The organism is Micromonospora sp. DT233, assembly GCF_049841815.1.
Classification (GTDB): domain Bacteria; phylum Actinomycetota; class Actinomycetes; order Mycobacteriales; family Micromonosporaceae; genus Micromonospora.
The window spans coordinates 275,381-287,612 of sequence record NZ_JBNCLB010000007.1 but is presented as its reverse complement, the minus strand read 5'-3'; the positions used below and the strand labels follow the sequence as shown (position 1 = coordinate 287,612).

Here is a 12,232-nt window from a genome sequence, read left to right as displayed (position 1 = left end):
CGCCGGTGGGGGACTTTAATGACGTCATTTATTAAGCACTGGCCGATCACGGGACACACCCCATCGACGATCCACTCGGCCGCCGCCGCACGACCTTCTCGGGCGACCTCGAGGACGGGGTCGCCGGCCGCCCGGCGCGCCCGTCGAGCCGCACCCGGTCGGCCGGCGGCGAAAGCCGGCGGACATCGTTGCCCGTCGCATTGATCTCCATTAGTCTGCCGGTACTCGGGTAACGCCCCCGCCCGCGCGGTCGGCACCGGGGCGGCACGCCAGGGCGCGGCCCCCGCGCCGGTGGTGGAAAGGGCTGGGCAGATGAGTGGGAGCACCTCGTTGACCATCGGCATCGCCGCCTCGGCGGCGCAGCGCCGCCGGCTCGCGGAGCTCTTCGGCGGCACCCAGGCGTTCCTGGTCGTCTCCAGCGTCGAGCAGGCCCGGCGGTTCCTCGGCGTGGTCCGCGCCCCCGCCGCCGGGCCGGCCGAGCCCGCCGCCGCGCCGGCCGTCGCGGTGGCGGTGCGGGGCGACGGCGGTCCCGCCGGAGAGCTCAGCGTCGACTCCGACCGACGGGTGCTGCGCTGGCGCGACTACGAGATCGCGCTGACCCCGCTGGAACACGACCTGATGCGGTGCCTGGCCGCCACGCCGGGGCACGTCTGGACCTACCGGCGGCTGCACCGCGAGGTGTGGGGCACCCAACACCTGGGGCGCGGCTCCGACATGCACTCGCTGGTGCGCCGCGCGCGGCGCAAGCTCGCCCGGTTGGGCACCTCGGCGACGATCCACGCGGTGCGCGGCGTCGGCTTCCGGCTCACGCCCCGCTGACCCCCGGCCGCGCCGGGATTACCCCGACCCCCACCCGGGTACGGGTGCCGCATGGCGGAACTGGCAACGCTGTGGATCGTGCGCCACGGCGAGAGCACGGCGAACGTGGCGGCGACGGAGGCGGAGGCCACCGGCGCCGAGCTGATCGGGCTGACCCACCGCGACGCGGACGTGCCCCTGTCGGCCACCGGCGAGGAGCAGGCCCGCGCCACCGGGCGCTGGCTGGCCGAGCTGCCGCAGCGGCGGCGGCCGGACGTGGCGGTGGTCTCGCCGTACCTGCGGGCGGTGCAGACCGCCGAGCTGGCCCTCGCCGGCACCGGCATCCCGGTCAGTCGGGACGAGCGGCTGCGCGACCGGGAGCTGGGCATCCTCGACGGGCTGACCGCGCACGGGGTCACCCGGCGCTTCCCCGACGAGGCGGCGCGGCGGACCCGGTTGGGCAAGTTCTACTACCGGCCCCCCGGCGGCGAGTCGTGGACGGACGTGGCGCTGCGGCTGCGCACCCTCCTCGGCGACCTGCGCCGCGACCACGCCGACCAACGGGTGCTGCTGTTCGGCCACGACGCGCTGGTGTTCCTGCTTCGCTATCTGGTGGAGGGCCTCACCGAGGCGGAGCTGATGGGGCTGACCCGCCAGCACGTGATCGCCAACTGCTCGGTCACCGGCTGGTCGGCCGACGCCGACGGCCGCCTCGTCGCCGACACCTTCAACGACGTCCGCCACCTGCACCGGCAGGGCGCCCGACCCACCAGGGAGGACGAGGTCCATGCCGAACCGGTCTGAGGTGATCACGCCGGCGCTGCTGCGCCGGTGGACGCTGCCCGTGCCCACCGGAGGCAAGGAGGCGCGCGGCACGGTGCTGGTCGTCGGCGGTTCCCGGTTCACCCCGGGCGCGGTGCTGCTGGCCGGGGTCGCCGCGCTGCGGGCCGGCGCGGGGGTGCTGCAACTCGCCGCCGCCGAGTCCACCGCCGCCGCGCTGAGCATCCAGGTGCCGGAGGCGCTGGTGGTCGGCCTGCCCGAGACCGCCGACGGGGCCGTCGGGGGTAACCCCGGTGAGCTGCTGGGCGCCCTGGTGGCCGACGCCGACGTGGTCGCCGTCGGCCCCGGCCTCAAGGACATCGACGCGACCGGGGAGCTGCTGCGCGCGGTCCTCGACGCCGCGCCGGTGCGGACCTCGCTGGTGCTCGACGCGTACGCCCTCGGGGCGCTGAGCCACGCCCCCGACCTGCTGGTCGGCTCGGGCCGGCCGGTGGTGCTGACCCCCAACCTCACCGAGGCGGCGCACCTGCTGGGCCGCGAGCCCGGCGACGACCTGGACGCCGAGGCGCTCGCCCTGGCCGACCGGTACGAGGCGGTGGTCTCCCTCTACGGCCACATCGCCACCCCCGACGGGCGGTGCTGGCGGGAGGAGAGCGGCGACGCCGGGCTGGGCACCTCCGGCAGCGGTGACGTGCGCGCCGGGCTGCTGGCCGGGCTGCTGTCGCGGGGCACCGAGCCGGCCCAGGCGGCCTGCTGGGCGGCCTTCGCGCATGCGGTCAGCGGGCAGCGGCTGGTCCCCCAGTACGGCCGGATCGGCTTCCTCGCCCGCGAGCTGCTCGACGAGATCCCGCACACCCTGGCCACCGTCTGACCGCCGCTTCTGTCCGAACGGCGGTATGGGCCGGGACGGGCTTTTCCTAGGCTGAGGCCTCGGAGGCGGGCGTCCCGTCCGCCTCCCGCCGGGCCGCGCCCCCTTTCGGGCCCGGCCCGGCCGGAGCAGCCCCCTGGGAGAGTGTGTGAAGAACCTCCGTCGCAAGACCCTGGCCACCGCGTCCGCCGTCACGCTCGGCGCGGGTCTCGCCCTCGTCGGCGGACTGACCCCGGCGGCGGCCGCCGGTCCGGGCAGCACCTACCTGGTCATCGCCCCGCTGGGCGGCAAGACCGACCGGGCGGCCGCCCGAGTGGCCGCCGCCAGCGGCACGGTGGTGGCCCGCTACGACCAGATCGGGGTGCTCGTCGCCCGGTCCGGCAACCCGAACTTCGTCGCCGACGTCAAGGGCGCCGGCGTCGAGGCGGCCGCCTCCACCGCCGGCCTCGGCTCCGCCCTCGAGGAGGGCACCACCGTGGAGGTCCCCGCCGCCGCCGTGGTCAACGGCACGGGCGACCCGACCGGGGAGCCGATGTACGGCCAGCAGTGGGACATGCCGATGATCGGCCTCCCGCAGGCCCACGCGATCAACGACGGCCGCTCCAGCGTGGTCGTCGGCGTGCTGGACAGCGGCATCTCCAGCAGCCACCCCGACCTGGCCAGCCAGATCGCCAAGGACAAGAGCGCGTCCTGCGTCGGCGGCGTGCCCGACACCAGCGAGGCCGCCTGGAACCCGACCACCTCCGACCACGGCACCCACGTGGCCGGGACCATCGCCGCCGCCGTCAACGGCGTCGGCGTCGCCGGCATCGCCCCGGGCGTCAAGGTCGCCTCCGTCAAGGTGGTCAACGACGACGGCTTCATCTTCCCCGAGGCGGCGGTCTGCGGGTTCATCTGGGCCGCCGAGCACGGCATGAAGGTGACCAACAGCAGCTACTTCGTCGACCCGTGGGAGCTCAACTGCGTCAACGATCCCCGGCAGCGGCCGGCGTGGAAGGCGATCCACCGGGCCGTGCTCTACTCCCAGACCCGGGGCGTGCTGAACGTGGCGTCGGCCGGTAACTCCAACTGGGATCTCTCCGGCAAGATCACCGACGAGGGCAGCCCGAACAACGGCACCCCCGAGACCCGCCCGAACCTGGGCAGCGAGTGCCGCGTGCTGCCGGCCGAGGTGCCGGGCGTGGTGACGGTGTCGGCGGTCGGCCCGACCGGGGAGAAGAGCTACTACTCCTCGTACGGCAAGGGCGTCGTGGAGGTGACCGCCCCCGGCGGTGACACCCGCTTCCGCACCCAGGGTGTGCAGTCGACCGCGACCGACGGCATCCTCTCCACCACCTACAACCCGGCGACCGGGGCGAACGGCTGGGGCTTCAAGCAGGGCACCTCGATGTCGTCGCCGCACGCGGCGGGCGTCGCCGCCCTGGCGGCCTCGGCCCACCCGTGGATGGGGCCGGTGGTGCTGACGCTGTTCCTGCAGCAGACCGCGGTGGAGCGGGCCTGCCCCGCCGGGGTGTACAACCCGGTGCCGCTGATCCCGGCCGGCCCGAACGCGTACGACGCGAAGTGCTCCGGCTCGAAGAACTACAACGGGTTCTACGGCTCGGGCATCGTCAACGCGTACCACGCGGTGCGGTGACCGCCTGACCGCAGCACCGATGATCGACGGCGAGGGCCCGGCGCGTGCGCGCCGGGCCCTCGCCCGTCGCCGGGTCGACCCGACGGGTTCGGGACACCCATCGGGTGCGGGCTGTTTTCGCCACCGGGCTCGGGGTACCGAGGGGCCACCAGTCGAATCGAGGAGGTCAGCCGGTGTCCACCGATGCCATCGTCCTGTTGAAGGAGGACCACCAGGAGATGCGCCGCCTGTTCAAGGCGTTCTCCGCGGCCGAGGACGGCCCCGCGAGCCAGCGGCGCAAGCTGGTCGGGCAGATCCTGGAGGCCCTCACCGTGCACACCTACCTGGAGAACGAGGTGATGTATCCGGAGGTCCGCAAGCTGGTGCCGGAGCTGGAGGACGACATCCTCGAATCCTACGAGGAGCACCACGTCGCCGACCTGCTCTGCGCCGAGCTGGCCACCATGGACGCCGACGACGAGCACTTCAACGCCAAGACGACGGTGCTGATCGAGAACGTGGAGCACCACGTCGAGGAGGAGGAGCAGGAGTGGTTCCCGAAGGTGCGGGAGGCGCTCGGCCGCAAGCAGTTGCAGGAGATCGGCGAGCGGATGATCGCGCTGCGCCCGGACGCGCCGCGCAGCCCGACCTCCCCGAAGGCGATCAAGAAGGCCGTCGACGCGGTCACCGCCTGAGCCGATCGACCCCGACGGCGGGGGCCGGCCCGGCGGCCGGGCCCTCGCCGCTCAGCGCGGCGGCGGCGGGAGGATCTGGCGCAGTTGGCCCGGTGGGGTGGCGCGGGGGCGCCATTCCCGGGGGTAGCCCACGGAGACCTCCTCGAAGCGCACCCCGTCGTACCAGGTGGTGCGGGGGATGTGCAGGTGGCCGTAGACGGCGGCGACGGCCCCGTAGCGCACGTGCCAGTCGGCGGTGGCGTCGGTGCCGCACCACTGGGCGAAGATCGGGTAGCGCAGCACCCGGGTCGGCTCCCGGACCAGCGGCCAGTGGCTGACCAGCACCGTCGGCAGCGCCGGGTCGCGGTCGTCGAGCCGCCGGGCGGTCGCGCTCACCCGGGCCTCGCACCACGCCTGCCGGCTGGGGTACGGGTCGGGGTGCAGCATGAACTCGTCGGTGCAGACGATTCCCGTCCGGTACGCCTCGGCGAGCGCCGCCTCGCGGGTGGCCAGCCCCTCGGGGCGCCAGCTGTAGTCGTAGAGCAGGAACAGCGGCACCACCAGCGCCGGCCCGCCGGCGCCCCGCCACACCGGGTACGGGTCCTCGGGCGTGACCACGCCCAGGCCCCGGCAGAACTCGACCAGGTGCCGGTAGCGGGCCTCTCCGCGCAGGGTGACCGGGTCGGCCCGGGGCGTCCACAGCTCGTGGTTGCCGGGTGCCCAGACCACCTTCGCGAAGCGCCGGCTGAGCAGGTCGAGCGCCCACTCGACGTCGGCCATGGTGTCGCCCACGTCGCCCGCGACCAGCAGCCAGTCGGCCGGCGATCGGGGGCGCAGCCCCTCGACGACCGCGCGGTTCTCCGCGTACGCCACGTGCAGGTCGCTGATGGCGAGCAGCGCGCCCTGTTCCTCCCCCATCAGCCGATCCTATGGGACCGGCGGGCGGACCACGACATGCCGGCGGCCGATCGCGCGGATGCGACCCGGTGCGCGGGCCGCATCCGCTCATCGGGCCGAGGCGTACTCGCCCCGACCGCTCACTCGCCCGAACCGGGCTCGGCCATCCTGCGGTGCTGCGCGGCCTTGAGCCGGTCCGGCACCACCTTCCCGACGGCGGTCTGCACCTTGTTCGTGAAGGAGCCGGCGGTGATCGTCTGATCGCCCCGCATCAGCGCCTTGAAGCCCTGCTCGGCGACCTCGCGCGGGTCGTCCTTGCGGCCCTGGCCGATCCGCGTGTCGGTCAGCTCGGCGCGCTCGAAGAACTCGGTGTCGGTGGGGCCCGGCAGCAGGGCGGTGACGGTGACACCGGTGTCCTTCAGCTCGTTGCGCAGCGCCTCGGCGAAGGACTGCACGAACGACTTCGACGCGTTGTAGACGGCCTGGAACGGGCCGGGCATGGTCGACGCGATCGACGAGGTGAACAGCACCCGTCCCCGTCCCCGCTCCACCATGCCGGGCAGCAGCCGCTTGGCCAGGTGCACCGTCGAGCGGACGTTGAGGTCCACGATCTCCAGCTCGTCGCGCAGGTCGGTGCCGCCGACGAACGCGCCGCCCGCGCCCCGGCCGGCGTTGAGCACCAGCGCCTCGACCGGGCGCTGCGTCGTGGCGACCGTCGCCGCCAACTCCTCCACCCCCTCGTGGGTGGCCAGGTCCACCCGTACCGGGCGGACCTGGGCCGCGCCGTCGCGGCCCAGGGTCTGCGCCGCCGTGCCGATGCCGGCGTCCTCGGCGGCGACGACCAGGTCGTAGCCGTGCGCGGCGAACTGCACGGCCAACTCGTAGCCGATTCCGCTGGATGCCCCGGTCACCACGGCCAACGGCCGCTCGCTGGTCGGTGTGCTCATGGTGGCTCTCCTCTCCCCGCCGGCCGGCTCCCAGCCGGCCTCTGCTGACCCTGTGCCCCGTGCGGCACGACCCAATCCCCGGCCCGCCCGGCGGGGGCGGGTAGGATCGGCACGGGCCGTGACTGGCGCGTGGGGATGGACAACCATCGGGAAGCGGTCCCGTCATCAGGACGTCTGCCGAGCGCCTGGGCCTTCCGCACGTCACCAGGAGGTCGCATGTCGTCGACGAATGCCGAGTCCACCGCATACCGCAGCGCGCTCGAGGTGATCCGCGCCGTGGAGCCCCGGGTCGCCGACGCGATCGCCGCGGAGCTGACCGACCAGCGCGAGTCGCTCAAGCTGATCGCCAGCGAGAACTACGCCTCACCCGCCACCCTGCTGGCGATGGGCAACTGGTTCAGCGACAAGTACGCCGAGGGCACCGTCGGCCGCCGCTTCTACGCCGGCTGCCAGAACGTCGACACCGTCGAGGCGCTCGCCGCCGAGCACGCCCGGGAGCTCTTCGGCGCCACGCACGCGTACGTGCAGCCGCACTCCGGCATCGACGCCAACCTGGTGGCGTTCTGGGCGGTGCTGGCCGACCGGGTCGAGGCGCCGGCGCTGCGCAAGGCGCAGGTGCGGCAGGTCAACGAGCTGACCGAGGCCGACTGGTTCGCGCTGCGCCGGGAGCTGGGCGACCAGCGGATGCTCGGGATGTCCCTGGACGCGGGTGGTCACCTCACCCACGGCTTCCGGCCGAACATCTCCGGCAAGATGTTCGACCAGCGCAGCTATGGCACCGACCCGGTCACCGGCCTGGTGGACTACGACAAGGTCGCCGAGGCCGCCCGCGACTTCAAGCCGATGATCCTGGTCGCCGGCTACTCGGCGTACCCCCGGAAGGTGAACTTCCGGATCATGCGGGAGATCGCCGACTCGGTCGGCGCGACGTTCATGGTCGACATGGCGCACTTCGCCGGCCTGGTGGCCGGCAAGGTCTTCACCGGCGACTTCGACCCGGTGCCGCACGCGCACATCGTCACCACCACCACCCACAAGTCGCTGCGCGGCCCGCGCGGCGGCATGGTGCTCTCCGGCCCGGAGCTGGCCGACCAGGTGGACCGGGGCTGCCCGATGGTGCTCGGCGGCCCGCTGCCGCACGTGATGGCCGCCAAGGCGGTGGCGCTGGCCGAGGCCCGCCGCCCCGACTTCGCCGACTACGCCCAGCGCGTCGTGGACAACGCCCAGGCCCTCGCGGAGGGGCTGCTGAGCCGGGGCGCGACGCTGGTCACCGGCGGCACCGACAACCACCTGGTGCTCATCGACGTCTCCGGGTACGGGCTGACCGGGCGGCAGGCCGAGCAGGCGCTACTCGACTCGGGCATCGTCACCAACCGCAACTCGGTCCCGCAGGACCGCAACGGTGCCTGGTACACCTCGGGCATCCGGATCGGCACCCCGGCGCTGACCACCCGGGGCCTCGGTGTCGCCGAGATGGACGCCACGGCGGAGCTGATCCACACCGTGCTGACCCAGACCACCGCCGGCTCGAACGCCGACGGCACCCCGTCGAAGGCCAAGTACGCCCTGGATCCGGCCCTCGCCGACAAGATCAGCCACCAGGCCACCGACCTGCTGGCCCCGTTCCCCCTCTACCCCGCGATCACCCTGCCCTGACCCCGCCCCCACCCCACCCCACCCCACCCCCGCCCCGCCCCGCCCCGCCGCATCGCGTCGCGTCGATCATGGAGTGGTGGTGCCGGGAAGGACCGGTTTACGCCGGCTCGTCCCCCACCACAACTCCATGATCGACGGGTGGGGGGGCGGGGGGTGGGGTGGGGGTGGGGGTGGGGGTGGGGGGGTCAGGGTAGGGGGCGCTTGAGGTGGTAGCGGTGGACCTCGGTGCTGCCCTGGATGTTGTTGACGTCCTCGGCGGCGGAGACCAGCTCCCAGCCCTCCCGGCCGGCCCGGTTCAGGTGCGCGATGGCCGTGTCGCCGTAGGCGCTGATGTCGGTGCGGGACCCGTCCGGGCCGTACCACACGAACGAGACGGTGAAATTGCGCCCCTGCCCCTGGTAGCGGCGGACCAACAGAGCGTACTCCCATGCGACCATGCGCTCCATTATGGCCGGATCCTCTCGGCCGTGGGCGCACGGGGGGTGGCGCGCCGGCGACAGGGCGCGGTCAGGCCGGCACCGTGGGGGTCGACGCCGTGCGGGCCGACTCGTCGGCGATCAGCGCGGCCAGCCGGTCCAGGCCGACGTCGATCTGCTCGCAGGTGACGGCGCTGATCGACAGGCGCAGGGCGGTCACCGGCGCGGTGTCGTCGTAGAAGTGCGCCATCGGCGTGAAGAGCACCCCGTACCGCTCGGCCGAGCGGCGCAGCACCGCGTCGTCGACGGGGAACGGGACGCGCAGCACCGCGAAGAAGCCGCCGGCCGGGACCGTCCAGCGCACCGGCGACGGGGCCGGGAACCGGTGTCGCAGGCCGGTGACCAGGTGGCGCAGGTTGCGGGCGTACACGGCCCGTTGCCGGGTGTTCGCGGCCACGAGGCTGCCGCCGTGGGCGAGCAGCGCGCCGCCGACGACGGCCTGGGAGATCGCCGAGGTGTTCACCGTGACCATGCTCTTGATCTTGGCGAGCTGGTCGGCGAGGAGCCCCACCGTCCCGTCGGAGTCGCGCACCCGCTGGTCGGCCACCACGTAGCCGACCCGGGCCCCGGGCAGCACCGTCTTGGCGAACGAGCCGAGGTAGACCACCCGGCGGCGGGTGTCCAGCGCCTTGAGCGTCGGCACCCGACGCGCGTCGTCGGCGTGGAAGAGCCCGTACGGATTGTCCTCGATCAGCAGCAGGTCCTCGGCGGCGGCGAGGTCGAGCAGACGCCGCCGGTCGGCCAGGTCGATGCTGGTGCCCGACGGGTTGGCGAAGTCGGGCATCACGTAGCAGGCGCGCGGGCGCAGCCCCTCGGAGCGGGCCCGGCGCAGCTCGGCGCGCAGCACCGCCAGGTCGATCCCGGCCGGGCCGCCGGCGACCGGCCGCACCGGCAGGTCCACCAGCCGGGCCGCGCCGGTCAACCCCACGTAGGTCGGGGCGAGGGCCAGCAGCACGTCGCGGGGGCCGGCCCGCAGCGCCCGCAGCACCAGCAGCATCGCCTCCTGGCAGCCCACGGTCACCACGATCGACTCCGGGTCGACGGTGAGCTGCTCGTCGACGGCCAGGTTGCGGGCGACGAGGTGGTGGATGATCCCCTTGGTCCGGCCGTACTGCAACAGGGTGCGGCGCACCTGCTCCGGGTCGTACCCGAGGTCGTCGGCCAGGTGCGCCCGGAAGGTCTCCAGGTGCCGGTGCAGGTCGGCGACGTCGAAGAACTCCTCGTAGGGCCGGCCGGCGGCCAGCGACACCGCCGCCGGGTAACGCTGGGCCACCTCGTTGAGGAAGTTCATCGAGTGCAGCACCGGGTCGTCCACCGCCGGGTGCAGGTCAGCGACGTCCAGGTCCACGTCGGTGGCCTCGTCCACGTCACCGCGAAGTTCAGCGTCCACAGTCAGCCTCCCGTGATCGTCCGCAGGTCGCGGGCCTCGGCCGGATCGGCGCAGCCGGCGAGGGTGAGGGCGTCGCGCAGTTCGGCGGCCAGCAGCGCGAACGCGGCGTCCGCGCCGGCCCGCCCGCCGACGGCCAGCGCCCAGAGCAGCGGCCGGCCGATCAGCACCCCGGTCGCGCCGAGCGCCAGGGCGCGCAGCACGTCGACGCCGCCGCTGATCCCGCCGTCGACCAGCACCTCGCAGCGGTCGGCGACGGCGGCCAGCACCTGCGGCAGCACGGTGACACCGGCCGGGGCGGCGTCGAGTTGCCGCCCGCCGTGGTTGGAGACCACCACCGCGTCCGCGCCCGCGTCGACCGCCAGCGCCGCGTCCCGGGGATCCAGGACGCCCTTGACCACCAGCGGCAGGTCGGTGCGCCCGCGCAGCCACTCGATGTCCGACCAGGTCAGCGCGGAGGCGAAGGCGGCGCTGGTGTGCCGGGCGACGGCGGAGGTGCCGGGGATGCCGGCGTGCGCGAGGTCGTCGCGGCTGCCCGGCAGGTTCACCGCGGCCACCTGCGGCGGCAGGGCGAAGCCGTTGCGCACGTCGCGCAGCCGGGGGCCGAGGATCGGCACGTCGACGGTGACCATCAGGGCGGTGCAACCGGCCGCCTGCGCCCGGTCCACCAGGTCCCGCACCATCGCCCGGTCGCGCAGCCAGTAGAGCTGGAACCACACCGGCCCGCCGGCCGCCGCGATCTCCTCCACCGTGGCGCTGCTCAGGGTGCTGGCCACGTAGGGCACCCCGGCCGCGCCGGCCGCCGCCGCCAGCGCCGGCTCACCGTCGGGATGCACCAGCCGCTGGTACGCCATCGGCGCGACCGCCACCGGCAGGGCGTGCCGCCGGCCCAGCAGCGACCCGTCGGTGCGGGGCTGGTCGACGCCGCGCAGCATCCGGGGCAGCACGGCGATGCGGTCCAGGGCCGCCCGGTTCGCCGCGAGGGCCGCCTCGGCGCCGCTGCCGCCGGCGACGAAGTCGTACACGTCGGGTGGGAGGGCGGCGCGGGCCAGCTCGGCGTAGTCGGCGAGGCTCGCCGCGAACGGCACCACCGGCGGGCCGGTCCCCGCACCGGCGGCTGCGGGGACGTCGGACGCCGGGTCCGGCGGGGTCGGGTCAGCCATCGACGGCGTCCACGCCGGCGGGGACGCACCGGGCGACCCCGAGCCGGTCGCGCAGGAACGCGGCGGCCCGGTCCTGGGCGTGCCGCCCGGCGTCGAACGCCCCCGGCATGGCGAAGAACCCGTGGATCATGCCCGGGTACCGGGCCAGCTCCACGGGAACTCCGGCGTCGCGCAGCCGCTGTGCGTAGCGCTCCCCCTCCTCGCGCAGTGGGTCGTACTCGGCGGTGATGACCAGGGCCGGCGGCAGGCCGGTGAGGTCCTCGGCCAGCAGCGGCGAGGCCAGCGGGTTCGCCGCGTCGGCCGGGTCGGGCAGGTAGTGCCCCCGGTACCAGGCCACCGAGTGCCGGTTGAACAGCAGCGGGTCCTGCCCCTCGGCCGGCTCGACGCGCTCCCGCTGGTCGGTGTTCGGGTAGACCAGCAGCTGCGCCGCCACGCTCGGCCCGCCCGCGTCCCGGCACAGCAGGGTGACGGCGGCGGCGAGGTTGCCGCCGGCGCTGTCCCCGCCGACGGCCAGCCGGGCCGGGTCCACCCCGAACTCGTCGGCGTGCTCGGCCAGCCGGCGCACCGCGGCGTGACAGTCCCGCACGGCCGCCGGGAAGGGGTGCTCCGGGGCGAGCCGGTAGCCGACGGTCACCACCTGCGCGCCGGTGGCGTTGGCCAGCCGCCGGCAGATGCCGTCGGCGGTGTCGACGCCGCCGAGGGTCCAGCCGCCGCCGAAGAAGTAGACGAGGGTGGGCAGGGGGCCGTCGGCGGCCGGGCGGTAGCGGCGCAGCGGCAGGTCACCGGCGGGGCCGGGGAGGCTTTCGTCGCGTACGTCGGGCACCGGCTCGACGTCGCCGCCGCCGGCCCGGATCGCCGCCAGGTCGGCGGCGCGGGCCTCGGCGAGGGTCTGGGTGTACAGCGGGGCGACGCCGGCCGCCGCGCGGGCGGCCCGGTAGGCGATCACCTGCGGGTCCAGGGGCATGCCGTTC

12 protein-coding genes and 1 riboswitch are annotated in these 12,232 nt (G+C 74.5%); of the genes, 6 read left to right on the top strand and 6 right to left on the bottom strand.

Going from position 1 to position 12,232, the window contains the following annotated elements; translation table 11 throughout:
* Nucleotides 1-312: 312 nt before the first annotated feature.
* The 5 genes from ACLQ2V_RS18300 to ACLQ2V_RS18280 all read left to right on the top strand — a co-directional run bounded on the left by ACLQ2V_RS18300 (nucleotide 313) and on the right by ACLQ2V_RS18280 (nucleotide 4,756).
* Nucleotides 313-819, top strand: coding sequence for a winged helix-turn-helix domain-containing protein (locus tag ACLQ2V_RS18300; RefSeq protein WP_425719707.1), 507 nt, complete (start codon nucleotides 313-315; stop codon nucleotides 817-819).
* Between the two features lie 51 nt (nucleotides 820-870).
* Nucleotides 871-1,602: a histidine phosphatase family protein gene (locus ACLQ2V_RS18295; RefSeq protein WP_425719706.1), complete on the top strand. Its 732-nt coding sequence runs from the start codon at nucleotides 871-873 to the stop codon at nucleotides 1,600-1,602.
* Nucleotides 1,586-2,449: an NAD(P)H-hydrate dehydratase gene (locus ACLQ2V_RS18290; protein ID WP_425719705.1), complete on the top strand. Its 864-nt coding sequence runs from the start codon at nucleotides 1,586-1,588 to the stop codon at nucleotides 2,447-2,449. Before ACLQ2V_RS18295 ends, ACLQ2V_RS18290 begins: the two co-directional genes overlap by 17 nt.
* A 145-nt stretch (nucleotides 2,450-2,594) precedes the next feature.
* Nucleotides 2,595-4,082, top strand: coding sequence for a S8 family peptidase (locus tag ACLQ2V_RS18285; protein ID WP_425719704.1), 1,488 nt, complete (start codon nucleotides 2,595-2,597; stop codon nucleotides 4,080-4,082).
* A gap of 173 nt (nucleotides 4,083-4,255) precedes the next feature.
* Nucleotides 4,256-4,756 carry a hemerythrin domain-containing protein gene (locus tag ACLQ2V_RS18280; RefSeq protein ID WP_425719703.1) on the top strand — a complete coding sequence of 167 codons (501 nt, stop codon included), beginning with the start codon at nucleotides 4,256-4,258 and terminating at the stop codon, nucleotides 4,754-4,756.
* A gap of 51 nt (nucleotides 4,757-4,807) precedes the next feature.
* Here the strand turns inward: ACLQ2V_RS18280 and ACLQ2V_RS18275 are convergent, their stop codons facing one another.
* Together ACLQ2V_RS18275 and ACLQ2V_RS18270 are read right to left on the bottom strand one after the other, a co-directional pair.
* Nucleotides 4,808-5,653, bottom strand: a complete 846-nt coding sequence (locus tag ACLQ2V_RS18275) for a metallophosphoesterase family protein (protein WP_425719702.1) — start codon at nucleotides 5,651-5,653, stop codon at nucleotides 4,808-4,810.
* Between the two features lie 119 nt (nucleotides 5,654-5,772).
* Nucleotides 5,773-6,579 (bottom strand): SDR family NAD(P)-dependent oxidoreductase, encoded by an 807-nt coding sequence (locus ACLQ2V_RS18270; protein WP_425719701.1) that lies wholly within the window; start codon nucleotides 6,577-6,579, stop codon nucleotides 5,773-5,775.
* Between the two features lie 108 nt (nucleotides 6,580-6,687).
* A riboswitch (ZMP/ZTP riboswitch) is annotated at nucleotides 6,688-6,777 on the top strand.
* Between the two features lie 18 nt (nucleotides 6,778-6,795).
* Here ACLQ2V_RS18270 and ACLQ2V_RS18265 point away from each other — a divergent pair.
* On the top strand, nucleotides 6,796-8,235 hold the full coding sequence (locus ACLQ2V_RS18265) for a glycine hydroxymethyltransferase (RefSeq protein WP_425719700.1): 1,440 nt from the start codon (nucleotides 6,796-6,798) through the stop codon (nucleotides 8,233-8,235).
* Between the two features lie 185 nt (nucleotides 8,236-8,420).
* Here ACLQ2V_RS18265 and ACLQ2V_RS18260 read toward each other — a convergent pair whose 3' ends face one another.
* The 4 genes from ACLQ2V_RS18260 to ACLQ2V_RS18245 form a co-directional block, all read right to left on the bottom strand.
* Nucleotides 8,421-8,681 (bottom strand): hypothetical protein, encoded by a 261-nt coding sequence (locus tag ACLQ2V_RS18260; RefSeq protein WP_425719699.1) that lies wholly within the window; start codon nucleotides 8,679-8,681, stop codon nucleotides 8,421-8,423.
* Nucleotides 8,682-8,742: 61 nt separating this feature from the next.
* Nucleotides 8,743-10,155 (bottom strand): PLP-dependent aminotransferase family protein, encoded by a 1,413-nt coding sequence (locus ACLQ2V_RS18255; protein WP_425719737.1) that lies wholly within the window; start codon nucleotides 10,153-10,155, stop codon nucleotides 8,743-8,745.
* The gene (locus tag ACLQ2V_RS18250; RefSeq protein WP_425719698.1) at nucleotides 10,104-11,261 is read right to left on the bottom strand and encodes an alpha-hydroxy acid oxidase; all 1,158 of its coding nucleotides are present in this window, start codon (nucleotides 11,259-11,261) and stop codon (nucleotides 10,104-10,106) included. The genes ACLQ2V_RS18255 and ACLQ2V_RS18250 overlap by 52 nt, the downstream gene beginning before the upstream one ends.
* Nucleotides 11,254-12,225, bottom strand: coding sequence for an alpha/beta hydrolase (locus tag ACLQ2V_RS18245; protein ID WP_425719697.1), 972 nt, complete (start codon nucleotides 12,223-12,225; stop codon nucleotides 11,254-11,256). Before ACLQ2V_RS18245 ends, ACLQ2V_RS18250 begins: the two co-directional genes overlap by 8 nt.
* Between the last annotated feature and the right edge of the window lie 7 nt (nucleotides 12,226-12,232).

Excerpts from the sequence above, each read along its gene's own strand:
- ACLQ2V_RS18300 (WP_425719707.1), top strand. The coding sequence starts at position 313 with ATGAGTGGGAGCACCTCGTTGACCATCGGCATCGCCGCCTCGGCGGCG.
- ACLQ2V_RS18295 (WP_425719706.1), top strand. The coding sequence starts at position 871 with ATGGCGGAACTGGCAACGCTGTGGATCGTGCGCCACGGCGAGAGCACG.
- ACLQ2V_RS18290 (WP_425719705.1), top strand. The coding sequence starts at position 1,586 with ATGCCGAACCGGTCTGAGGTGATCACGCCGGCGCTGCTGCGCCGGTGG.
- ACLQ2V_RS18275 (WP_425719702.1), bottom strand. The coding sequence starts at position 5,653 with ATGGGGGAGGAACAGGGCGCGCTGCTCGCCATCAGCGACCTGCACGTG.
- ACLQ2V_RS18270 (WP_425719701.1), bottom strand. The coding sequence starts at position 6,579 with ATGAGCACACCGACCAGCGAGCGGCCGTTGGCCGTGGTGACCGGGGCA.
- ACLQ2V_RS18265 (WP_425719700.1), top strand. The coding sequence starts at position 6,796 with ATGTCGTCGACGAATGCCGAGTCCACCGCATACCGCAGCGCGCTCGAG.
- ACLQ2V_RS18260 (WP_425719699.1), bottom strand. The coding sequence starts at position 8,681 with ATGGAGCGCATGGTCGCATGGGAGTACGCTCTGTTGGTCCGCCGCTAC.
- ACLQ2V_RS18250 (WP_425719698.1), bottom strand. The coding sequence starts at position 11,261 with ATGGCTGACCCGACCCCGCCGGACCCGGCGTCCGACGTCCCCGCAGCC.
- ACLQ2V_RS18245 (WP_425719697.1), bottom strand. The coding sequence starts at position 12,225 with ATGCCCCTGGACCCGCAGGTGATCGCCTACCGGGCCGCCCGCGCGGCG.